This window comes from Pseudomonas sp. NFIX28 (genome assembly GCF_900107395.1).
In the GTDB taxonomy this organism is placed as follows: domain Bacteria; phylum Pseudomonadota; class Gammaproteobacteria; order Pseudomonadales; family Pseudomonadaceae; genus Aquipseudomonas.
On record NZ_FNPW01000007.1, the window covers coordinates 35595 to 57909 of the forward strand.

At 53.6% G+C, this 22315-nt stretch carries 18 protein-coding genes, 4 tRNA genes and 1 pseudogene; 14 read left to right on the forward strand and 9 right to left on the reverse strand.

The window, feature by feature from the left end:
* The first annotated feature begins 5 nt into the window (after positions 1-5).
* On the forward strand, positions 6-200 hold the full coding sequence (csrA, locus tag BLV20_RS15070) for a carbon storage regulator CsrA (protein ID WP_007920550.1): 195 nt from the start codon (positions 6-8) through the stop codon (positions 198-200).
* Positions 201-547: 347 nt separating this feature from the next.
* The gene (locus BLV20_RS15075; protein WP_092302738.1) at positions 548-796 is read left to right on the forward strand and encodes a hypothetical protein; all 249 of its coding nucleotides are present in this window, start codon (positions 548-550) and stop codon (positions 794-796) included.
* 48 nt (positions 797-844) lie between these two features.
* Here the strand turns inward: BLV20_RS15075 and BLV20_RS15080 are convergent, their stop codons facing one another.
* The 5 genes from BLV20_RS15080 to BLV20_RS15100 all read right to left on the reverse strand — a co-directional run bounded on the left by BLV20_RS15080 (position 845) and on the right by BLV20_RS15100 (position 4753).
* Positions 845-1306 carry a DUF2214 family protein gene (locus BLV20_RS15080; protein WP_092302740.1) on the reverse strand — a complete coding sequence of 154 codons (462 nt, stop codon included), beginning with the start codon at positions 1304-1306 and terminating at the stop codon, positions 845-847.
* Between the two features lie 134 nt (positions 1307-1440).
* A complete protein-coding gene (locus tag BLV20_RS15085; RefSeq protein ID WP_092302742.1) occupies positions 1441-2904 on the reverse strand; it encodes a glycosyl hydrolase family 18 protein in 1464 nt (487 codons plus the stop codon).
* A 46-nt stretch (positions 2905-2950) separates the two neighbouring features.
* A complete protein-coding gene (locus tag BLV20_RS15090) occupies positions 2951-3580 on the reverse strand; it encodes a lytic polysaccharide monooxygenase auxiliary activity family 9 protein (protein WP_092302744.1) in 630 nt (209 codons plus the stop codon).
* A 323-nt stretch (positions 3581-3903) separates the two neighbouring features.
* On the reverse strand, positions 3904-4254 hold the full coding sequence (locus BLV20_RS15095; RefSeq protein ID WP_092302746.1) for a hypothetical protein: 351 nt from the start codon (positions 4252-4254) through the stop codon (positions 3904-3906).
* 136 nt (positions 4255-4390) lie between these two features.
* Positions 4391-4753 carry an NUDIX hydrolase gene (locus tag BLV20_RS15100; protein ID WP_092302748.1) on the reverse strand — a complete coding sequence of 121 codons (363 nt, stop codon included), beginning with the start codon at positions 4751-4753 and terminating at the stop codon, positions 4391-4393.
* 402 nt (positions 4754-5155) lie between these two features.
* Here BLV20_RS15100 and BLV20_RS15105 point away from each other — a divergent pair, with 402 nt between their 5' ends.
* From BLV20_RS15105 to BLV20_RS15165, 11 genes and pseudogenes are all read left to right on the forward strand, one after another.
* Entirely contained in the window at positions 5156-8392 is a 3237-nt protein-coding gene (locus tag BLV20_RS15105) for a hybrid sensor histidine kinase/response regulator (protein ID WP_092302750.1), read from the forward strand.
* Between the two features lie 7 nt (positions 8393-8399).
* Positions 8400-9044: a response regulator gene (locus BLV20_RS15110; RefSeq protein ID WP_092303170.1), complete on the forward strand. Its 645-nt coding sequence runs from the start codon at positions 8400-8402 to the stop codon at positions 9042-9044.
* 157 nt (positions 9045-9201) lie between these two features.
* Entirely contained in the window at positions 9202-9792 is a 591-nt protein-coding gene (locus BLV20_RS15115) for a fimbrial protein (RefSeq protein ID WP_092302752.1), read from the forward strand.
* A 72-nt stretch (positions 9793-9864) separates the two neighbouring features.
* On the forward strand, positions 9865-10608 hold the full coding sequence (locus BLV20_RS15120; RefSeq protein WP_371914320.1) for a fimbrial biogenesis chaperone: 744 nt from the start codon (positions 9865-9867) through the stop codon (positions 10606-10608).
* Positions 10609-10801: 193 nt separating this feature from the next.
* Positions 10802-13252 carry a fimbria/pilus outer membrane usher protein gene (locus BLV20_RS15125; RefSeq protein ID WP_175540211.1) on the forward strand — a complete coding sequence of 817 codons (2451 nt, stop codon included), beginning with the start codon at positions 10802-10804 and terminating at the stop codon, positions 13250-13252.
* Positions 13253-13953: 701 nt separating this feature from the next.
* A pseudogene (locus tag BLV20_RS32060) lies at positions 13954-14912 on the forward strand (tyrosine-type recombinase/integrase).
* Positions 14913-15545: 633 nt separating this feature from the next.
* Complete coding sequence (locus BLV20_RS15145) at positions 15546-15983, forward strand: hypothetical protein (protein WP_092302761.1); 438 nt, start codon at positions 15546-15548, stop codon at positions 15981-15983.
* Positions 15980-16264 (forward strand): hypothetical protein, encoded by a 285-nt coding sequence (locus BLV20_RS15150; RefSeq protein ID WP_092302763.1) that lies wholly within the window; start codon positions 15980-15982, stop codon positions 16262-16264. Before BLV20_RS15145 ends, BLV20_RS15150 begins: the two co-directional genes overlap by 4 nt.
* A 119-nt stretch (positions 16265-16383) precedes the next feature.
* Entirely contained in the window at positions 16384-16611 is a 228-nt protein-coding gene (locus tag BLV20_RS15155) for a hypothetical protein (RefSeq protein ID WP_081232213.1), read from the forward strand.
* Positions 16612-16618: 7 nt separating this feature from the next.
* Positions 16619-18073, forward strand: a complete 1455-nt coding sequence (locus tag BLV20_RS15160; protein ID WP_092302765.1) for a DEAD/DEAH box helicase family protein — start codon at positions 16619-16621, stop codon at positions 18071-18073.
* Positions 18074-18426: 353 nt separating this feature from the next.
* Entirely contained in the window at positions 18427-18768 is a 342-nt protein-coding gene (locus BLV20_RS15165; RefSeq protein WP_092302767.1) for a hypothetical protein, read from the forward strand.
* Positions 18769-20158: 1390 nt separating this feature from the next.
* Here BLV20_RS15165 and BLV20_RS15170 read toward each other — a convergent pair.
* Positions 20159-20235: transfer RNA gene (locus BLV20_RS15170), tRNA-Val, on the reverse strand.
* Positions 20236-20418: 183 nt separating this feature from the next.
* Between BLV20_RS15170 and BLV20_RS15175 the strand changes: the two genes are divergently transcribed.
* Entirely contained in the window at positions 20419-21702 is a 1284-nt protein-coding gene (locus tag BLV20_RS15175) for an NAD(P)/FAD-dependent oxidoreductase (RefSeq protein ID WP_175540205.1), read from the forward strand.
* 213 nt (positions 21703-21915) lie between these two features.
* On the opposite strand, the gene BLV20_RS15180 is transcribed toward BLV20_RS15175, so the two are convergent.
* The 3 genes from BLV20_RS15180 to BLV20_RS15190 form a co-directional block, all read right to left on the reverse strand.
* Positions 21916-21992: transfer RNA gene (locus BLV20_RS15180), tRNA-Asp, on the reverse strand.
* 101 nt (positions 21993-22093) lie between these two features.
* Positions 22094-22170, reverse strand: a tRNA-Asp gene (locus BLV20_RS15185).
* A gap of 59 nt (positions 22171-22229) precedes the next feature.
* Positions 22230-22305: transfer RNA gene (locus BLV20_RS15190), tRNA-Val, on the reverse strand.
* Positions 22306-22315 lie beyond the last annotated feature (10 nt).

The following is a 22315-nucleotide window of genomic DNA, read 5'->3' on the forward strand; positions in this document are numbered from 1 at the left end:
AGATCATGCTGATACTCACCCGCAAAGTCGGTGAAAGCATAAATATCGGTGACGACATCACGATCACCATTCTGGGCGTTAGCGGCCAGCAAGTCCGGATTGGCATCAATGCCCCGAAAGACGTAGCAGTCCATCGCGAAGAAATCTACCAACGGATCCAAGCCGGCCTCACCGCCCCGGACAAACGCGAAACACCTTGAGCGTCATGAGTGGCCAGCCCTTTGTCTCACCACAATGGCTGGCGCAGCGTCGTCGTTGAGTGATTCCCCCCGCAATACCTTCCCCTCTTCAAATGGCAGCGGCGCAGCAAGGCCGCCACCACCAGCATTGGCAAGTGCATTAGCGAAGCCCTCCCCACCGATAGCGCTCCATCCCGGCAATCTGTCGACACGACTGGGCCGGGAGAAGGCTCCCCTGTCTTTGTATAAATACTCAGTAGCGTCACCAGGAGCAGGAGGAGTAATTTCAAGACCTACCGCCTGCGCGAGCCTGCCGAGGCGCTCCCCCCTTGCCACCGGCAGACGCTTAATGAACAAGGAGCGGTCATATGCAAGAGTTCGCTTACCTTCTGATCACCAATGACCTGAATGCGATGCGGACCGTTGCCGCCTGTTCGACGGAGGGGCTCTACGAAGTCAAACGCGGGATATTCACCTTCCGCTCCCAGGCCGACGTCGATTACCTGCATCGCGCGCTGGCCATCGTCAGCGATGAATTCGGCATCATTCCGGTGCAGCAGGCCGAGTTCAAAACCAGCCGAGCCACCATCAGCAAGGCGTTCAGCCAACTCTGCTAAGGCGCGCAGCGATAGCAGGCAAACGCGCCCCGTTGCTTGTTGCTCGTCTCACGGCTGGCCGAACATGACCCCACGCGCCATGCCGCTGGCAGCTATCGCCATCAGCACAATCAGCAGCGCCTGCAGATGGCTGATACGCGCGAACAATGTGGCGCGGCCGATATCGATCGACGCTCCGCGCCTCAGGGCGATTCGCCATTTGATGAGCACGACCATCGGCCATATTTCAAACAGCAGAATGATGATGAACAAAGTCATCTTGATGTGAAACAGCGGCTGATGCAGGTAGTAATCCGTACCTTTTTCGTAGCCGGCGAAGGCGCGCAGCAAGCCGGTGATCAATAACACCGCGGCGGCCAGCCCCCAGCCGTTGTCGGCCAGCAGCGCCCGGCGCACATCGGCCCCCTCGGTGACCATACGGCGCAGCGCAGTGCCTCGAGCGAGCACCGCCGCAAACGCGACAGCAAAGGCCAACAGATGTACAGCCCCGAGAAACCAGTGCATGAGCATCGCTCCATTCTCCATTCACGGATGACAAAAACGGCCTGTCAGTATTAGCCCATAACCCGTCGCTTTGCCTTGCACCTCTCGCAACAAAAAAGGCGCCCGTCATCGGGGCGCCTGTGTACCGCCTTGGTTATTTCTCACGCACGACGCTGGATCGCCACTTTGGCCCAGAGGGTGAAAGCGACGTCCGGCGTCCAGCCGGCATTGGAAGTGTGCTCCTGAAAGCACAGATACAGATTGCCCCCATAGGTCACACCATCATCCTTGCGGTAATGATGATTCAACTGCCATTCCGGGTATTGCGGATCTGGCACGCCGCCGGCGGTCTTGATGTTCAGGTTGGTGCTTGGCAGCGACTGATTGCCCTGGGCATCCGTGGCACTGACGAAGTAGCTGTACAGCGTATCGGTTTTCAGGCCGTCGTCCTTCAAGGTCAGCGAGGCCGTCTGGGCCACCGGCTTGCCGTCGCGGAACAGCGTGTAGAACTCGATCGGGCGCACGCCATGGGAAGCGCTCCAGCTCAAGGTCACGCTGCTTTCCGTCTGTACCGGAGAAAACAGATTGCCTGGCGCCGAAGGTCGCTCCTCGCCACTGCCGCCATGAATCAGCGGCGCATAACGGTCACGGAACTGCCAGTTGTAGTGGACGCCATACTTGTTGATACCGTCATCCCAGTTGACCGACCAAGTCATCAAGCCCTTGATCGGCAAGCCCGCACGCTCCAGGCGCTTGAAGGCATTGCTCAGCGCTGCGGGGTCGATGACATACCCGGTCGCCGCCGCGTCGACGTTGGTCGGCAAGCCGATCACGAATTTGTCGGCAGGAATGGCGATATAGCCGCGAGTACCGGTGACCAGGCTCTCGGTCAGATAAAACAGGAAGTCTTCCTTCAGCGCGTCATTGTTCTGGGCAATCCAGGCTCCCTGCCCGCCATTGGCCTCCTGCACCCACAAACCGTCGCCACCCTGGTTGTAGTACTGCGGCGCGATGAAATCGTAGTAGCCATCCAGCGCCTGGATGTACCCGACATATTTGCCGCCGGTGACAAGGTAGGGAAACTCCGGCGCCATGCTGATGATGAAATGCTTGCCTTCGCCCGCGTAGTGATCCTTCACCATTTTGAGCGCCGCCGGCAGCACAGTCTTGTTGTCGGCAAAATCGATGGCGCTCTGCTCGAGGTCGATATCCAGCCCGTCGAAACCATAGGTTTCCACCAGGCGGATGATTTCGTTAGCCAGCGCTTGCTCGTTGCCCTTGTGCAATTCGATATGGGCGTCCGCGCCGCCAAGGGAAATCAATACCGCCCGCCCCTGGCTGTTGAGCACGCCAACCTGGCGCCGGAACTCCTCGTCCGACAGGTTGTAGGGCTTGAAGGTGGGAATGCCGTTGCCCTTCATGAAGGCGACTGCCACCACGTTGTATTCCTTGGGCACATCCACCAGGTCGAGATTGGCAAATTGCCCCTGCTGGTAGCCGTCACTGGGACCCGCCGGCCAGTTGTGCCAGAAGCCCATGAGAATCTTCTTGCCAGCGATCGATGGCATCAACGATGCCGAGTCGTTCGCCTGGGTCTTTACCGATGCAAAGTTGATAGTGTTCACGTTCTAATCCTTCAGAACCATTAAGGAAAATTTATAGCTTTCGCTGTTATTTGAAGTCGACATCGAACGCTTGATAGAACGCATTACCGGTATTGGCGACAATCCATGCCAGAACAATCACATGGTGGCCTTTCTTGTTTTTAGGCAAGGTCACTTGATGTTCGACCTTGGCTTTCATTTCATCGCCGTACTTGTCGTAGGGAACTTGTGTATAGAAATCCTTGAAGAAAGCCTGCGGCTCGAGTTGCGCACGGCTAATGCGCTGCTTGGGGTCCCAGCCATCTTTGGTGATGAACCAGCTATAACCACGGGTGACATGCGGAGCGGTGTATTCCCATTTGACCTGGAATACCTGGCCCGGCTCGACATTGAGCAGCGGCCAGGAGAACGGACGCCCGATCTTTTTCGACATTTCTTCATTCGTGAAGTTGATGCAATCTCGCTCGTCGCTCTTGCCGCCACTGAGGATATGCCCGTCAGCCGGCGGCACAACGCTCGCAACGTCGCTCTCGTAAGGTGTCGGGAAAGGTCCGCCCACCAGGGCCGGGAAGTTTTTGCCGCCTTCCATCTCATTGACTTGCCAGGTACCGAGCAGCCCCAGTTCGACCGCGACGGCACCGCGGCTGGATGGGGAAACGACACGACCGTGTTTCAGTTGCACTAATGGCTTATTCATTTTTTCACTCCTTTGATTAAATAAAACTCCTTCTCGAGGAGAACTTTTAAACTAGTCCAAATCAGTATTTTGTCTACCGATCCTGGCCTACAAAACACCGAGCAAAATGTCGCACCTCAATAAAGCCTGGCCACCGGCAAAATAATTACAGCGCAAACCTACAGGGAGAAAGGCAAATAGCTTACACAAGTAAGTCGAAAGAACTGGCACAACTAAACTTGAGGCTAATCGCCATCCGAAAAAACAATGGATAACCTCAATAAACCACAAACCCGGCAAAGGCCGGGTTTGTGTTTGTTGGTACCGATAACGCTAAAAAGGAGTTACAGGCACGTCGCCAATGCTGCCAGCCGGCGCTTGGCGACCCAGTCGTCCTGGGTCGCGTAATAACTGACCGTGGTGCCCGAGGCCTGCCCGCGAATATCGGCAAAGGACTCCGCCGAGCGGGTGTAGACCGTGTATCCACCCACCTTGGCAGACTCCAGATACGCCGCCGCATCCACACCGAACACGGCTTCGTCCTGCCAGGCAAACTGCACGCATTGAGCCACGACCTGTTCCGCCTTGGTCGACGAGAGCACCTTGCCGGGGCTTTTCGCACGCGCCTCATTCATCACCGAGCCGGCACATCCCGCCAGCAACGCCGTGACCACTACCACCATCAACACCCGCATCATGCTTCCTCGTCGTGAAAACGCGACTGTACCACTCACATGGCTAACGATCGGTAGCCTCCTGTGAGAAAGCCCATTGCGGAAAACCAAAAGCCCGCGCAAGGCGGGCTTTTGGGTGAGTCGATCACGTAGCGGATTACAGGCGGCGTAAAAACGAATTCACGATGCTCTTGGTGGCGGCCGTTGCGTCCAGTTCGCGGGCCGCTCCATAGGCATGCCAACCAACGGCTGCAATTTCATTCTGGGGACGAGCAGCCCCGGCATTGACCACGGAAACCTCGAAGACGTGATGCCGCACATTGCCGGCTTCGAACTCCAGGATGTAAAGGGGCTCACTGGCATCCAGCCCGGTCTCTTCACGCAGCTCACGTATCGCGGCGTCAACGGGAGCCTCGCCAGGCTCAACCTTGCCACCTGGTAAAACCCATTTAGAGCGATCCTTGCGGACGAAAAGAATTTGCCCTCCCTGCGCACAAATAACCGTCGCTCTGCTTTTCATACTGCACCCCATCCGACCATGCCCAGCCCGTGTCACACACGAACGTGCCTATAGACGGCAGACCGACTTAAAAGTGTCACAAAAATGTCATCAAAAACATAAGCATTAAGGATGCCAAACCGGCGCCCTCCATTCCCATCTGCGCACCAGCCACAACTTGGCCGAATGCATCTGCTGGCAAAAAGCACAGAAATCGCGCACGAATTTGCGCGGTTGCGTAAAATCAGCTGCACTCAGGTTCAGAGTTTTCTGAGCCGCATTTCAGTTTCTTCGGATCAATTCCAGCCATTGCCGCCTCAAAGTCCGGCAAGTGCCGATTGACCCGCATGATGATGTTCTCCTTGCCTAATAAGAGGTCACCGTGTCCAACGGCTTTATGCCCCACTCCTTGTGGGCTGCTTAATGAATCACCCCAACGACTTTCAGAAACTCGCCGCCAACTCCTTGCGCCTGAACAAAACCCTGATGGTGCTCGGCGCCCTGGTTTTGCTATTGCTGGGTATCAGCTATCTGGGCGTGCAGCGCATGGTGGAAGAACAGCGCGACACCACTTACTTTCACTTTGCCCGGTTGATGGAAAACATCCATGAACATGAATCCTTCCTGAGCAACATCTCGCGCAAAATTGCCAGGGGCGATCTAAACCCATCGACCACCTTGCGCCCGCCTTTGCAAAAACCGCTGTTGGAAGAAGGGCCGAATATCTATGAGGGTCGGGATTTCTCGTTCTCCCTGCCCTATAGCCTGAAGATCAATCCGGACAAAATTGAGTCCGCTGAATATTCAAAAATCTTTGCCCTGGGCACGCAACTGGCCGATTACTACAGCGCGTTCTGGTCCGCGTCGCACTATCAGTCGCCACAGATCATCTTGCTCAACTTCCCGAACAACTTCGATATCGCCGTACCCGCAGCCGGCCGACTGAGGGGCGCCGAGCGCAGGCACAGCGGAACGTTCTTGGAGGTAGTCACGCAGGTGACGGACCTGCTACATGATAAAAAACCGCAGGCACTGGACAACAAGGTGCATTGGATTCAATACCGCACCGCTTCCAAGGACATAAATACTCCCTCCCTCCTCGCTTACGTCGATATCGACCTGTCTTCCACGCCGTTGAATGTCACCGGAGCCAATACCTTGGTGGTCCTGACGTCACTGCTGAACCTGTCCCAGGTCAATGATATCGAGCGCATCATGCAATGGTCGATCTACGACCAGTTCACCCTGATCGCCCCGTCCGGCGAAGCGCTGGTCGGTAGCCTCAAGCCTGGCCAGGTGCTGCGCCAAGGATTGAACTTCACCACGGACGGCCTGACCTTCAAACTGATCAGCACCGGCCCGCAGCCTTGGACGGCAATCTACGTCATCGGTTTGCGAAGCTTCCTGGACTACGCCTTCTGGCCCTTGCTTGGCCTGATGACCTTTATCCTGGCAGTCCTGGGCTGCGGCGGGGCCTTTCATCGCTGGTACGCCACCCACGTGGTGCTGCCGGCGCATCAAGCCCACGCCAGCATCGCCGAAAGCGAAGCGTTCAGCCGTGCGGTTATCGACACGGCTCCCACTGGCCTGTGCGTGGTGCGCCGCAACGATCATAAAGTGCTGCTGGAAAACCAGCGGGCGCAGCAATGGCAAGACACCGGCCAACTGATCAGCGTCCTCAAACAGCAGCATGACCTCAACGAACCCGGCCAAGCCGACCTGGAAATCGACGGCCGCCACCTGCATGTCGCCTTTATTCGCACGCGCTATCAACAGCAGGACGCCTGGCTGTGCGCCTTTCATGATGTGACCCGGCATATCGACGATGCCGTGGCCCTGGAGGAAGCCCGGCAGATCGCCGACTCGGCGAATGAAGCCAAGACTCGATTCCTGGCCACCATGAGCCACGAAATTCGCACGCCTCTGTACGGCGTGCTGGGTACGCTGGAACTATTGGGCATGACCGCGCTCGATCCTCGTCAGCAAGCCTACCTGCAGACCATCCAACGCTCCTCCGCGACCTTGTTTCAATTGATCAGCGACGTACTGGATGTGTCAAAGATCGAGGCCGGGCAGATGACCCTCGAAATCCAGGATTTCTGCCCGCTGGAATTGACCGAAGACACCGTGCGCACCTACAGCGCTTTCGCCCAGGCAAAGGGCTTGCAGCTCTACGCCTGCATCGATGCGGCGCTGCCGGATCAGGTGCGTGGCGATCCCCTGCGGATCCGGCAGATCCTTAACAACCTGCTGAGCAATGCGATCAAGTTCACCGATAACGGGCGAGTGGTGCTGCGGGTTCGGCTGTTGCAAGACGACGATGCCATCAGCCACCTGCAATGGCAGGTCAGCGATTCAGGCATCGGGATTTCCCAGGCTCAACAAGAACGCCTGTTCGATCCGTTCTATCAGGTCAGCGATGCCAGCAGCCAGGCAGGAGCCGGTTTGGGGCTGGCCATTTGCAAATGGTTGTATGAACTGATGGATGGCCAATTGCACGTCGTCAGCGAGCCCGGCCTGGGTAGCAGCTTTACTCTGCAGCTGCCTTTGGAGCGCGCTCCCGGAACGCTCACGGACTGCCCGAAATTCGCGGCGAAAACCGCACCGGTTTACGTTCGGGCCCCGGCGGCGGAGCTGGCGCAACACCTTTGTGCCTGGCTCAACCGGCTGGGTATCGAAACCTGCATCCTGGACAGCGACATGTCATCGGCAGCGGCGTCGGCGGTGCTGGTGGACATGCTGCCTTCGACCAACGATCGGCCGTGGCCGGGTATACGCATCGTCGCCACCGCGAGCGGGAGCAATCCGTCGGAACATTCCACCAAGGACTGGCAGGTGGACATGCATGATGTGCGGGCAATTGCCAGGGCAGTCTCCCTGGCGCAACACGGCGCCCCGGAACATCACCCCGTGCCGGTACCCGAGCCGTTGCGCAAGCTGAGCCTGCGCATCCTGGTGGCCGAGGACAACCTCATCAATTCGGCGATTATCAAGGAGCAACTGGAAACGCTAGGGTGCTCGGTCGTCCTCGCCGCCAATGGCGAACAGGCCCTCGCGCAATGGCTGCCCGGTCGATTCGATCTGGTGCTGACCGATGTCAACATGCCAGTCATGAACGGCTACGAATTGGCCGCCACCCTGCGCCGGCAGAATAAGGACGTGCCCATCATCGGTGTGACGGCCAATGCCTTTCGCGAAGAAGGGGAACGTTGCGCCGCCGTGGGCATGAACGCCTGGATGGTCAAGCCGCTGAACCTGTCCACCCTGCGCGCGCAATTGATCAAGCATTGCAAGCTTCCTGCACCTGCCACCGAAGACCGTCCCGCACCGGCGGCCATCGTCGAGCAGATCCAGCTGTCGCCCAGCATGCGCGAGCTGTTTGTCACCACCCTGCATCAGGACCGGCAAACCACCCTGGCGGCACTGGAGCGCGACGATGCCATTGCCGTTGCCCAGCAGCTGCACAGCATGGCAGGCGCCTTGGGCGCAGTGCGGGCAAGCGCCATGGCAACCGCTTTCGTCGACCTGGAATGCCGCTTGGCAGATCTCACGATCACACCGGCGCTGGCACTGGAAGTCAGACAGCATTTGCAGCGACTAAGCGAACTGCTTGCCACCCTTGAATCACCTCAACATCCACCTGCGACACATGCCGGATAATTGCCACGTGAAAAAAATGAACGTTGTCATCGCTGATGATCACCCTATCGTCCTGCTGGGAGTTCGCGAACTGGTAGCGCGCGATGAACGCTTCAGCGTGGTGGGCGAAGCCATGTGCTCCAACGAGCTGGTAAACCTGCTGGAGCGTCAGCCGGTTGATGTGGTCATCACCGATTTCAACATGCCTGCGAACTCGCCTTATGGTGATGGCCTCAAACTGGTGGAATACCTGAGGCGGCGCTTCCCCGCTCTGCGGATCCTGGTACTGACAATGATCTCCAATCCACTGGTCCTGACCCGGCTACAGGAGCTCGGAGTGGTCGGCGTGATCCAGAAGAACCAGTTGCACAACGAAATTCAGGCGGCGCTCAAGGCTATCGCTTATGGCAATCCCTTCGAAAGCTCCGGGATATCACCAAGCTCGGTACTGGAAGCGGTGACCCTGGACGAACGCTTCACCCGCCTTTCGCCCAAGGAGCACGAAATCCTGCGGCTGTTCGTATCCGGGCAAAGCGTCAATGAAATTGCCCGCGGCCTGAATAGAAGCGCCAAGACCATCAGTACGCAAAAAATATCGGCCATGCGAAAACTGGAGGTCAGCAGCGACCAGGACTTGCTGACTTATTGCATTGAGCGCCAACTCTTTAATTAACTGCACTAACCATTATTCAAAAAAATTAAATTCCTATCAGCCGTAATACTTTATTTCAACCTGTCAATTCTAAGAATCGTCTGATTTTCCCTTGAAGATAAGTTCCATATCATGCCTTGGCATTACGTAGAACCCCATATCAACAATGGAAATCAAAATGAAAAAGCTTTCCCTGACACTCTTGACTCTCTCCATGCTGGCAGCTACCGGTAGTGCTTTCGCAGCCGAGCCGGCAGCTCCAACCAAGGCTGGCACCGGCACTATCAGCTTCAGCGGCGTGATTAACAACGACGCTTGCTCGGTTGAAGGCGCCGACCTGCAAAAGACCATTTCTGTGGCAATGGGTGAAGTTTCCATCAAGGACATGGGCACAGCTACCGCACCAATCGGCACTGGCAAACTGAGCGCCGAAAACTTCGAAATGAAGGTCAACTGCAACGCTGGCACCAAAGTGTCAATGATCTTCGAACCGAGCAGGGGTGCAGGTTCGGGCGTCTTTCCCGGCACTAAGGTTTTGAAGTTGATCGACGGTTACGGCGCTGCCAAGAACATCGGTATTGCTCTGCTCGATTCCAATGGCGCACTGATCGACCTGAGCTCGCCAACCACCGCGAAGATCGTAAACAGCCTGCAAGACAGCAATGCCTCGCTGAAATTCTCGGCGGCCTACGTCACCACTGGCGCTAAAGAGACTGTTGTCGCCGGTCGAGGCGACGCCACCCTGCCGTTCACCCTGCAATACGAGTAATTCCGAGGACCTGACTGCCTCGGCGCGGGGTCTTACGGCCCCGCCCTCCTTTTCAAGCAAGCGGTAATCATTATGTTTCGTCACTCCCCTCGGTCATTCTGTCTGGGCCTGCTCGGCTTGCTCGCAATCAGCCAAGCCCATGCCGGCATTTCGTTGAGCGCCACTCGCCTAGTGTTTGACGGCAATCACAAGGAAGCCAGTATCACCGTACGCAACACCGGTGAAGATGTATTGATCCAGTCATGGGTCGACACGGATAACCCCGACTTCGGCTCGGTCCCCTTTGCCATAACCCCACCACTGGTACGGGTCGCGGGGAATGAGCAACAACTGTTGCGGGTCATCTACGAAGGCAAAGGCATGCCCTCCGACAAAGAGTCGGTGGTCTGGCTCAATGTCCAGGAAATTCCCCAGGCATCGAAAATAAAAAACACCTTGCAGCTTGCCGTGCGCCAGCGCATCAAAGTGTTCTTTCGCCCTGCCGGAATGACTTCCGAGGCCTACCTGGCCCCCACAAAACTGTTGTGGACCCTGGAAAACCAGGCCGGAAAACCAGCCCTGCGCGTTAAAAACCCCGGGGTTTACCATGTCTCGATCGCGAACATAAAACTTCAATCAGGGCAACAGACAGAACAGCCTTTTGATTCTGCAATGATCGCACCCGGCGAACAAAAAGAATTCACCCTCAAGCAGTTCAACGGCAATAACGAAGTTACTTTATCGTTCTCCAGCATTAATGATTATGGCGCACAAGACCGTTATACCGCGAAACTTAGCAAGAACACCGCAACCGAGGCCCAACAAATCAAAGAATAAACTAACCGCGCCTGTCGGATTGGCAGTTGCACATTCACCATATTTATCTTCGCTTCGTTCAGCAGTTTGCACCGAAGGTGATATATAGGTTCCTTGCATGTTTCTAATTACCAGCCGCAAATTCGACCATGGCGCGATACTTTGTGCGCGACTTCCAGGCACTTATACTTGGCTGACTCCTTTCTTTATCGCCATGGCGTCCAGCACTTTATGTCTGGCTGGCGAAAATGAACAGCCACCGGTGGAAGAGTTCAATACTTCCTTCCTGCAAGGAGCCTCGTCATCCGTTGACCTGCAGCTTTTGCTGTCAGCCAACAGCGTATTGCCCGGCAATTACCGAGTTGACCTCTACTCCAACGAAACGCTGGTAGGTCGTCGTGATATCGACTTTCGCCGCAACCCCAAAAATGGCAAGGTCGAAGCCTGTCTGACCCTGGACATGTTGCAACAACTGGGCATCAACCTTGCCCCGCTGCAAGCGGCTGGAACACTTTCCCTTGATGATCCCCAGGCCTGCCATGACCTGCCCGCGCTGATCGAGCATGCCTCCGTACGCTACGACGTCGCCCGATTGCGCCTGATGGTCAGCGTGCCGCAGAAGGCCATGGAACGCGGCCGGCGTGGCTACGTCGACCCTGCGTTATGGGATGACGGCGTGCCAGCGGCGTTTATCAACTATCAGTTGAGCAGCAACCGCAACAGCACGGATCACGTCACCACGCTTTCCAATAACCTGAGCTTGCGCAACGGTATCAACCTGGGTGCCTGGCGGCTGCGTAACGAATCGAACTTCAACAGCAGCACCGACCGCCCCAATACCTTCAAGAGCAACCGCACTTACCTGCAACATGACGTGACTGCATTAAAAGGCCAATTCAGCGCCGGGGATATTTTCTCCGACGCCGACCTGTTCGACAGCGTGCGCTATCGCGGCCTGAAACTGGCCTCCGACGACGGCATGCGTGCCGACAGTGAGCGCGGCTATGCACCGATCATTCGCGGCGTGGCGCAAACCAGCGCGACGGTGGAAATCCGCCAGAACGATTACATTCTCTACACCGCCAACGTACCGCCGGGCCCGTTCGAGATCAGTGACATCTATCCCAGCGGCTCCAACGGCGACCTGGAAGTGACGATCATCGAAGCCGACGGCCGTCGCCGGGTGACGATGCAGGCGTTTTCCAGCCTGCCGATCATGGTCCGTGAAGGCCAGGCGAAATACAGCATCTCGGCAGGCCAATACAACAGCAACAGCGATGGACAGAAGTCACCACAGTTTCTCAGCAGCACTTTGGCCTATGGCCTCAGCAGCGACCTGTCCGGGATCGTCGGAGTCCAGGCCACGGAAAACTTCAATGCATGGTCGCTCGGTGCCGGGCGAAATACCTCTATCGGCGCAGTTTCCCTGGACCTGACCCACTCCTCCAGCCGAACTTATGGCCGATCGGTCAAGGGTAATAGCTTGCGGGCCCTGTATGCCAAGACATTCACCGGCACCGACACCAACTTCACCCTGGCCGCGTACCGCTATTCCACCGAAGGCTACCGAACCCTCACCGAACACGTTGAAGAGCTCAGCATCGATGGGCACAAGCGCACTGGCAACTCGAAAACCCGAACCGACCTGACCATCAACCAAAGCCTTGGCCGCAACCAGCAATATGGCAGCCTGTACTTGAACGCCAGCGATCAACGCTACTGGGGGCGCGGTGGTTCCCAAAGCCTGTCCACCGGTTATAGCAATAGCTGGGGCGAGGTGAGTTACAACCTCGGGGCTACCTACACCAAGGATGTCGGCAACTACGGATCGTCAAACAACGACACCCTGATCAACCTGTCCCTGTCATTTCCTTTGGGCTCAAAACCACGGGCACCCCGGGCCTTCGTTTCCGCCAACACTCAGAAGGACAGCAATAGTACCCAGGTAGGCATCAACGGTTATCTTTCGGAAAACAGCGACACCTATTACTCCCTGCAAGGTGGCAAAAGCAACACTGGCGGCAGCACCGCATCGGCCAACCTCAGCACGCGCACCTCGGTAGCGGATATCAGCGCGGGCTACAGCCAGGGACGTGGCTACACCTCGCAAAACCTCAATTTGGCGGGTTCGGTCGTGGGCCACGCAGGTGGAATCAACCTGGGCCAAACCATTGGCGAAACTTTTGCACTGGCGGAAGTTCCAGGTGTGGCCGGGGTCAAGATCAGCAGCCACAGCGGCACCAAGACCGGTAGCAATGGTTTCGCGGTGGTACCCAACGCACAACCGTATCGAGTGAACTGGATCAACCTGGACACTCGGGATTTGGGCGGGGAAATCGAAATTGATAACGCGACCCAGCAGGTAGTACCTCGACGCGGTGCAGTAGTGCTGGCTCGATATATCAGCAAGACCGGACGACGAGTGCAGTTCGAGCTATTCGACCGGGAGCACAAGCTAATCCCGTTCGGCGCAACCGTTGAAGATGCGACTGGCAAGCAGATCGCGATGGCGGATCCCAGCGGCAAGGCGCTGGCTTTGATGGAAGAGGACTCAGGCAGCCTCGTCATCAAGTGGGACGGGCAGCAATGCCAAGCGCCCTATGAACTGCCAGCACACGACAAGGCGCTGAACTATGTACGGGTGCGGCTGGAATGCCAGCCATAGGGCGTAAGCCGCACCACGAACACATTCCCCGAAGCTGAACCATCGCCTCCACGGACAGTGGAGGTTGTGGGGCTCCGCTCTCGATAGTGGTTAACCAGCCATGTTTAGAGAGCCAGGTACGCCAACCTCCATCCCACTACACTCCGTTGTTCTTTTTAGTCCAGGTGAATGGCAATGCCATCGGCGGGGCATCTCCCTGCCGGAGACTGCACGCCTGATGAGCATTTTCCTGCGGCAATGATGCCCCATGCCCACCCAAACCAAGCTCAAGCCGCTTCCAGCCCCCCCCCCCCTTTGCACCGAACAATGAGAGTAACGGCAGCGCCCTTCTCCATTTGAAAGAGCACATCTCCCCCCTTCACCCCCACCCAATGCCTAATCAAAGACAGCGCCTCATCGGCAATGCAGAAAGAGGGATACCAGGAGCGACGCACCGCAAAAAACAATCGCAAGCCTCGCTTTCGATGCCCACCACGAGCTGGACCTAATTTGTGAGCGCTCTGCATGAATCCAAGACAACAAAAAAAGGCCCACCTTTCGGTGAGCCTTTCTAGACCGCCCAGCAGAGCGGATTTTGTTTGGTAGGCGCGATTGGACTCGAACCAACGACCCCCACCATGTCAAGGACCACTGTGCTAAGCACCAAGCCATATGGCTCAAGGCCCTAAGAGAACGCCCATTCACACTATGAGGCGTCAACAATGGCTAATATCCGCTCACTACCGTCAGGGAACTGGAATGCTCAGGTACGATTGAAAGGAAAACCTGCTCAATCTAAAACCTTTCCTACACAAGCGTTGGCCCAAGCATGGGCTGACCAGCTTGAAGCCGTCACCAAGGACCACCAAACCCACACGATTTACACATTGGGCATGACCTACTGTGAAACCTTGCTCAAGGGTAAGGGTAGCTATGACCATGCAATCAAGATCGTTAACCAGCTCTTTGCTGTGTTCCCTCAGTCAATCCATGACATCACCCCTCAGCTGGTCAATGACTTCAAGCTGAAGCGTCTACAGACGGTCAAGCCTGCTACCTGTCGCATACAGCTAGCGTTCATGTCTCGTTTCTTCAGGTTTGCTAAACGTGGCCTGCTTATCGACATTCCCAATCCCGTAAGTGACATAGCCCTGCCCAAGCCAGACAAATCGAGTGACAAGGTAATCAGTGCTGGCGAGCTAAAACAATTGCTCAACAAGCTCTCCCCCACCATGGCACTTATATAGTGGAACTTGCCTATGAAACAGCTATGAGACGTTCTGAGATACTCAAGCTCACAGTTAATTGCCTGCACCTAGAAGAACGTATTGCGGATGTGATTGATGGAAAGAACGGCACTAGGTCTGTGCCCTTAACCCTCCGTGCTGTAGAGCTACTGAAAGAAGCACAGAGATTGGCTGTAGCACAGCGCATACAGCGAGGACTCTTGTTCACTGTAACGCCCCATAGCGTCTCTCAGGCTGTTAGGAAGGCACGCATCAAGGCGAACCTAGACAGTAGCGTTAGGCTTCATCAATTACGGCATACCAGAATCACGAACGTAGCCAAGAAAGGGTTTAACAACGCTCAAATAATGATTGTGTCAGGCCACCGGGATACAAGGTCTGTCGCTAGATACTCACATTTGAATGCCAAGGACGTGCTTCATCTGATTGACTAACCCCCTGTAAGCTCACTGGTGAGGCGACAGTTCAGAACCCTCACCAGCTATATATAACAATTCAATCCTCCCTATACGAGCCTGTAGGGCGTGACAGAAAGCATTGATAGTAGGTAATGAGATGGGCACCTTCAAGAATTAAACTTAGAAAATATTTTTATACTTCTTTGTAGGCCTTTCCTAAAAATCTAGGTATATATAAGTATGAGATAAACTTCCCACCCCTACTAATCCACCCTATAACCATGTAGGACGCATTCACGCGCCCACAAATCGGACACCACATATCTCATGGGGGATATAGGGGGCAGCCGCACCATATTAACAATAACCATAGGTAGTAATAATGAGTATCACACTAGAAGAAATTGTAGCACTCCAACATCAGCAACTTAACACACTCTCTCGAAAAATCGTTTATTTGATGATGAGAAACCAAGTCAATCAAGAAGGGTGGTCCACTATCTCAAGCATGGATTTCTGCAAAGCAACGGCACTCTCTCGACGCTCTGTAGAATCCATTGTAAAGCACCTTACCAAGACAGCAATGGTAGAGCGTCGCAAGTCAGGCACTCAACACTCCTCTCCATATCAATATCGTGTAATTAATCCCTAATCCTAAGGAAGAAAACAATGAAAACTCTAAACCGTAATGATCTTATAGAACTATCACAAGCCACTGGTCGCTCCATTTACGAAGTAATGCAGATTGCCCAGCAATCAGGCTGGAATTATTCAGAGGCTACAGAACCTGCTAAACGCTTGCGTGGCCTTGATAATGCTGCTGACGCTTACACCATGATGAAACAGGTTAAGGAACAAACTCTCTCCAACCTGTATCAGAATGATCCGCTGATTCGTGAAAGCATCAATGCTCACTCAGCAATTGAACAAGCACGCACTAGTCAAGAAACAAGCAAACCCACCAATCTAATCTATGACGAGCATGGGAATTTCAAAGGACTTAAGAAAAGCGTTATCAATGGTATACACGCCACTGGCAAGCATCAAACCGACGCAATGAAAGCAATCAAGGCGGATATCTACAAACGATTTGGAGTGGACGAATGACTGCGCACTATATGTCTGATGGAGAGCGTCAGTATCTTGAGAAGCGTAAAGCTGAATCAGCAGCCCTGGCTCTCCTCATTGAAACCAAGAACAGCAGATTGGTAGGAGATGTTAAGACTTACAAGGGCATTAACTATCAGATGGAACCAAGGGGCACATACGTATGCCTTAATCTTCCGTCTCTTAGCGGGCTAGAAGGCTCATTCACTTCTGCCTTTGCTCTACATAAGATCATCGACGACATGGAAAGACTGAAGAAGCTTCCTAAAATAGGGAAGTGAAACTACTCATTAGCTGGCTGACTACAGCCTTCATCGTATACGCCTTATGTCTAACCTTACTAACACTCGCCAAACTAGTCATTAGCGCCATCTCCTACATCATTTAATAAGGAATAAATATGGCTTCAGATGAAGACTTTATTCTAGTACCCAACCTCATTCCCAACACACGATTTTTGAGACCTATAGCCATCAAACGATGGATAGCAAAAGAACTGGTAGCAGCAAAAGGCAACAGCCAGGCCATTTATAAACTTTCATTACAATACAGGGTTCCTCTCCAGGCCGCTAGCTATATATCCAACTTGGAGCTAGCAGAGATAGAACGGTCAATCAAATACAAATAAGGACATTATGAATCCTAAGACAATATTTATAGCAGAGTCCCTTCCTGGAAGTGGAAAATCTACAAAGTTTATTGAGGCGCTACCTACACTGATGCACACCAGCAAGATTGTGTATGCAATGCCTACGAACGCTCTTATTAGAGAGCTTGAACTGAATATAAAAATCAACGCTGGCATCTCACCTATAGTCATCACATCTGAGACTGTGGATCATGTGACAGCACACCTTGAAAAGGTCCTAGCTGCAAATAAACAACCATTGATTATGGTTACTCATGAGGCGCTAAGACTTGTAGACCCTCGCCTCCTTGAAGGCTGGGAGCTTGTAGTGGATGAGGTGCCTAGCGTCTCAGACTGTAAGACACACCCATTTGATAGCACCAGCTATCTCGGGAGTCTTGCCAACTACCTGACTATTGGACCTGACAAGAAAGCCTCACTGAATCCTGAACACATTGCCTTGGTCGAAACCATGATTAGGGCTAAGGACACCAGCGCTCTCAGCAAGCCCGCTCTTGAAGTGCTTCAAGCTATGCTCACACCTAAGTGTAGCGTTGAGGTAGAAGCACAGAGCACCAAGGGTAAGCGCTTGGTACGCATCGTAAGCTATAGAGATTTCCTACCAGCCTTCTCATACGCTAACAGTGTTCATGTCCTTGCTAACAACGTACAGGACACCCTCCTAGGGGTGCATGCCAAGTATCAAGGCTGGGAATTTGAACCATCTGAATTCACTCCCATGTTTGATGGATACGGCAAGCGTGTCGAGTTACATCCATTTCTAACTGGTCGCTACTCCAAGACCCAAAGCATGATGCAACGCAATGGTGATAGTGCAGAAGCCTGGGACGATGAAGTACAGCTAGCAGCGTGGTTGCGTGGTGTTATAGCGATGATTGGAGATGAAGAAAGCTTAGCCTTTATGCATGAATGGGTTAAGTTCAAATTCGATGCTAACGTAACTAAACTCCCAATAGATAGCAGAGGCATTAACGGTTATCAAGATAGACGAATTGCTATCTGCCTTCAGCATGGCAATGTGAGCCCTGATATTGCGCTTAGCTTACATACCTTAAGCGAGATGCTAGGAGTACCTGTAGCAGAGATCAGAAAAGCAATTGAGTTTGAACGCTTTTATGAAAGCACACTACAGGCTATTGCTCGCACCTCTTTGAGAGACAGAGACAATCTAGAGCCTGTCACCTTATTCGTTCAGAATATGGATATGGCTAAATACCTCCAAGGAATGCTTGGCCGCTTAGCAATAATCAGCACCGAGTTGCTAATGACTCCTTGGGAGAAACAGCAATCTGAAAAGAAGAAAGCTAAAGCTATCATTCAAGCAGAAGCAGTGAGTATGTTTCAATCTGAAGGCATTGACAGACAGACAATAGCTGCAAAGCTAAACATTCCCTATCATCAGGTTAGACGCTGGACTGCAAAGCTACAACGGGCTGTTTAAGGGCTGTTTAAATTGTGCAACGTCGTCATATTTTGTGCACTTTTCCTTAAAGACTCCTTAAGAGAAATTGCACAATTTGTATAGCTTACTAGGTATTCTCACCAAGATTTAACTAGCAAGGCACCTAGAACTCTAGATTACCACTCATGAGTTTAAAAGCAAAAGCAACGTCGGCACAGCCGACAAAGAGCACGCATTAAAAGAGAGAATCAAAAGCGGACTACCTACCAGTATATTTGCTCTTGATCTTCTTTATTGCGTATGCCACTACGTGGCGTGCTCTTGCTTCTGCTGTCACGCAGTGACTCCTGCTGAAAGCCCATTACTCCCCTTTAATAAAACAAGAGAACACAATGGATATTACGGACAAACAAAAGAAAGATTACATTGAGACATTCTCCCATGCTGATCTAGCAGAAAAGCTAGGAGTCAGCCTTACAGCGCTAGACTCACAAGCAGAGTCCTTAGGATGGAAAGAAGAACATCGACTCTACTGGTTTGATAAGTCAGTGGAGATATTGAAGCAGGAACTAATCAATGGAAATGTGTCAGCCGTTAAGGAGATGCTTAAGCTAACTGGCGTAACCAGACCAGTAGGTAGACCCCGCAAGCTAGATGTAGAACATCACATTGCGGTTGAAGCTAAGATTGCTGAAGAATGGGCCACTGACATTCGTAGAATGAGCGCTGTCTAATAGAATTATTTATTTATAGAGGTGAGAGGCATTGACTTCTAACACTAATGACCATGGTGAGCATTAGACGTAGCTAGGGCATAGTGAGCATTACGCTCGATTCTAGGAAATTCCTAGATGCCCCTTTGGGGTGCTCAATGCGTTGCCACACTGGCCGTTCTTCACAGGGGCTTACGCCTGCTGTGCCTGATAGTTCAGCTACCAGTAACCTGCCCGACTTAACTATCCCAAGTCTGGATATGGAACATACATTACGCCGTATGTAGCGGGCCTGTTTACAATCCACCGGCGCGGAACACTAAGCTTTTATGAGAGAACTACACCATTCAAGGTTCGCCCTAACACTACTCACATTGTGTCGCCCCCTTTAAGGGACATACGGTTGGTCAAGGTCGCAACTCACATTGCTATCTGACTAGGCCCGTTTGCCTGAACGCGCTTTATAGCTAACTACAGAATAAAAGTCAAGCCACCTAGGACACCCTAATTATCATAACCCATAATAAGAAGGGGACAATCACAACACCCCAACTGCACATCAGTGCCTTTAGCTTAGGATTAGAAACTCTCCTAAAAACCTGAAATCCGACATACCAACAAATAACAGCAGGAAGCCACACTACGAAATTATAACCTTCTGTACCAACAACCACTGCTATTACACCTGCTATCGGAGAGATAAGATAACTCAAAATAGTCAGCAGTTGTTCTTGTGGAGGTAGCGTAGGTGGTGGATTAAGCCCTCCCTCACGAGCCAGCCTAATCAACGAAAATCTATCTGAGGCGCTCGCATGAAAAAAGGCGTTTACTATCAGAAATACAATGGCGCTACTAACTATTTCCATGCCAAATCCATTAGCAATTACAGAAGGTTCAAAGGTTGGTTTGGATATGAATGGCTGTCAATAAAACACAATTTAATTTCTAGCAGAAATTCAGAAGGGGCATTGCATAAGAAGGAAGCCCCACCCCATACCCCCTGCCCTCCCCCTCGACCTGCTGACCTACAACCTCAAACCATAGACATAGCCGTGTCTGTAAAAATCAACACAGGGTTGGTCTGCTGGCGTTCATGCCGATAGGCGCTGAGGAATGCCGGCACGTAGCTCAGTTGGTTAGCTAGCCTGCCCTTGTGAGGCACGAACAATGGGCAAGGGAGTGAGCTTGCGAACGTACCACCACCTAGACAAGAAAGTGCTCAGACCATACGTATCAAGAGGTTAGGGAGAGTCGTTCACAATTGTTTGTGTGAACAGAGGCAAGGCATGAATGCACGTTCACATTGCCTTGTGTGAACGGAGCCTATAGTTTGTGAACGTTTTCTTAGGCAAAGAAAAAGGGGAACCCTTTCGGATTCCCCCTCACACCGCCCAGCAGAGCGGATTTTGTTTGGTAGGCGCGATTGGACTCGAACCAACGACCCCCACCATGTCAAGGTGGTGCTCTAACCAACTGAGCTACGTGCCTGCTGTGAGGCGGCATTCTACGGAATTCCGGAGGGGTGTCAACACCTTTTTTGCAGCTAACTCTCTGAATATGCGAATTTTTTATTTTCGGGCCCAGCAAGAAGATTTTTTGTTGGCTGGTAGGGGTTTTTCAACTCAGGTAGGATCGGCACAATCGTCAAGAATATTAAACAGAGGTTGCAGGATGGCGAACACTCCTTACCCACAATCGTATTACGCAGCGTCAGCCAACGCCGCTCCCGTCCGCCCGCCACTGCAAGATAATGTGGAAACCGATGTCTGTGTAATCGGCGCCGGTTATACCGGCCTCTCCAGCGCCCTGTTCCTGCTTGAGAACGGCTTTCGAGTCACTGTCCTGGAAGCAGCCAAGGTTGGCTTTGGCGCCTCCGGGCGCAACGGCGGGCAGATCGTCAACAGCTATAGCCGCGACATTGACGTAATTGAGCGCAGCGTCGGCCCCAAGCAGGCTCAACTACTCGGCCAGATGGCCTTCGAAGGCGGCAGGATTATTCGCGAGCGCGTCGCCAAGTATCAAATCCAATGCGATTTGAAGAATGGTGGCGTGTTCGCTGCCATCACCAGCAAACAGATGGGCCATCTGGAGTCACAGAAGCGCCTGTGGGAGCGCTACGGCCACACCGAGCTGGAATTGCTGGACCAGCGCCGCATTCGTGAAGTCGTCGCCTGTGACCTGTATCAGGGCGGCATGCTCGACATGAGCGGAGGGCACATCCATCCGCTCAACCTGGCATTGGGCGAAGCAGCGGCTGTGGAGTCCCTGGGCGGAGTTATCTACGAACAATCCCCCGCGGTACGCATCGAACGTGGCGCCAATCCGGTGATACACACTCCCCAAGGCCAAGTCAGGGCCAAGTTCGTCATAGTCGCGGGCAACGCCTATCTGGGCAACCTGGTGCCGGAACTGGCCGCCAAGTCGATGCCGTGCGGCACCCAAGTCATCACCACCGAACCGCTGAGCGATGAGTTGGCAAAAAGCCTTCTCCCCAAGGACTACTGTGTCGAGGACTGCAACTATCTGCTGGACTATTACCGCCTTTCCGCAGACAAGCGCCTTATCTTCGGCGGCGGCGTGGTCTATGGCGCGCGCGACCCTGCGAACATCGAAGCGATCATCCGACCGAAGATGCTCAAGGCCTTCCCACAACTCAAGGATGTAAAGATCGATTACGCCTGGACCGGCAACTTCCTGCTGACCCTGTCGCGCCTGCCACAAGTCGGACGCCTGGGTGACAATATTTACTACTCCCAGGGCTGCAGCGGCCATGGCGTCACTTACACCCATTTGGCCGGCAAGGTATTGGCAGAGGCGCTACGAGGCCAGGCAGAGCGTTTTGACGCCTTTGCCGAGCTACCGCACTACCCCTTCCCTGGCGGCCAGCTGTTGCGCACCCCATTCACCGCGCTGGGTGCCTGGTATTACAGCCTGCGGGATAAACTCGGGCTCTGATTAGCCAAATCCCCCAAAATAAAAAAACCGCCACTCGGGCGGTTTTTTTGGCTTTCTTTGATAGAGGAAATATCGACTATCTACGGCATCGAGGAAAAGCCCTACTCCAGAAACAAAAAACCCCGGTCTTTCGACCAGGGTCTTTGCTATCGATCCGAAGAGCCCTTGGCTTCTTCGTCACTTGAAGGCGTTCAGTGTTCCCCCAAGTAGATATGGCGCAGCGGACGGGACTCGAACCCGCGACCCCCGGCGTGACAGGCCGGTATTCTAACCGACTGAACTACCGCTGCGTATCGCTTGGACTTGCGTCCATGTGAACCGTTTAAATCGTCTGACTGGAAAGCTTCGAGGCTTTTCAATCTCAGACCAGGCATGCCTGATCTGGAAAATATGGCGCAGCGGACGGGACTCGAACCCGCGACCCCCGGCGTGACAGGCCGGTATTCTAACCGACTGAACTACCGCTGCGCGTCGGTTGGATGCTTCCGTGGAAGCCTCCGCCTTTCTTTCGAAAAACACTCAAGAAGTGGTGGGTGATGACGGGATCGAACCGCCGACCCTCTGCTTGTAAGGCAGATGCTCTCCCGGCTGAGCTAATCACCCTTTGCTTCGT

What these genes read in the sequence shown, in the direction of transcription:
- csrA (WP_007920550.1), top strand. Translation starts at nt 6, where the DNA reads ATGCTGATACTCACCCGCAAAGTCGGTGAAAGCATAAATATCGGTGAC.
- BLV20_RS15075 (WP_092302738.1), top strand. Translation starts at nt 548, where the DNA reads ATGCAAGAGTTCGCTTACCTTCTGATCACCAATGACCTGAATGCGATG.
- BLV20_RS15080 (WP_092302740.1), bottom strand. Translation starts at nt 1,306, where the DNA reads ATGCTCATGCACTGGTTTCTCGGGGCTGTACATCTGTTGGCCTTTGCT.
- BLV20_RS15090 (WP_092302744.1), bottom strand. Translation starts at nt 3,580, where the DNA reads ATGAATAAGCCATTAGTGCAACTGAAACACGGTCGTGTCGTTTCCCCA.
- BLV20_RS15095 (WP_092302746.1), bottom strand. Translation starts at nt 4,254, where the DNA reads ATGCGGGTGTTGATGGTGGTAGTGGTCACGGCGTTGCTGGCGGGATGT.
- BLV20_RS15100 (WP_092302748.1), bottom strand. Translation starts at nt 4,753, where the DNA reads ATGAAAAGCAGAGCGACGGTTATTTGTGCGCAGGGAGGGCAAATTCTT.
- BLV20_RS15105 (WP_092302750.1), top strand. Translation starts at nt 5,156, where the DNA reads ATGAATCACCCCAACGACTTTCAGAAACTCGCCGCCAACTCCTTGCGC.
- BLV20_RS15115 (WP_092302752.1), top strand. Translation starts at nt 9,202, where the DNA reads ATGAAAAAGCTTTCCCTGACACTCTTGACTCTCTCCATGCTGGCAGCT.
- BLV20_RS15120 (WP_371914320.1), top strand. Translation starts at nt 9,865, where the DNA reads ATGTTTCGTCACTCCCCTCGGTCATTCTGTCTGGGCCTGCTCGGCTTG.
- BLV20_RS15125 (WP_175540211.1), top strand. Translation starts at nt 10,802, where the DNA reads ATGGCGTCCAGCACTTTATGTCTGGCTGGCGAAAATGAACAGCCACCG.
- BLV20_RS15145 (WP_092302761.1), top strand. Translation starts at nt 15,546, where the DNA reads ATGAAAACTCTAAACCGTAATGATCTTATAGAACTATCACAAGCCACT.
- BLV20_RS15150 (WP_092302763.1), top strand. Translation starts at nt 15,980, where the DNA reads ATGACTGCGCACTATATGTCTGATGGAGAGCGTCAGTATCTTGAGAAG.
- BLV20_RS15155 (WP_081232213.1), top strand. Translation starts at nt 16,384, where the DNA reads ATGGCTTCAGATGAAGACTTTATTCTAGTACCCAACCTCATTCCCAAC.
- BLV20_RS15160 (WP_092302765.1), top strand. Translation starts at nt 16,619, where the DNA reads ATGAATCCTAAGACAATATTTATAGCAGAGTCCCTTCCTGGAAGTGGA.
- BLV20_RS15165 (WP_092302767.1), top strand. Translation starts at nt 18,427, where the DNA reads ATGGATATTACGGACAAACAAAAGAAAGATTACATTGAGACATTCTCC.
- BLV20_RS15175 (WP_175540205.1), top strand. Translation starts at nt 20,419, where the DNA reads ATGGCGAACACTCCTTACCCACAATCGTATTACGCAGCGTCAGCCAAC.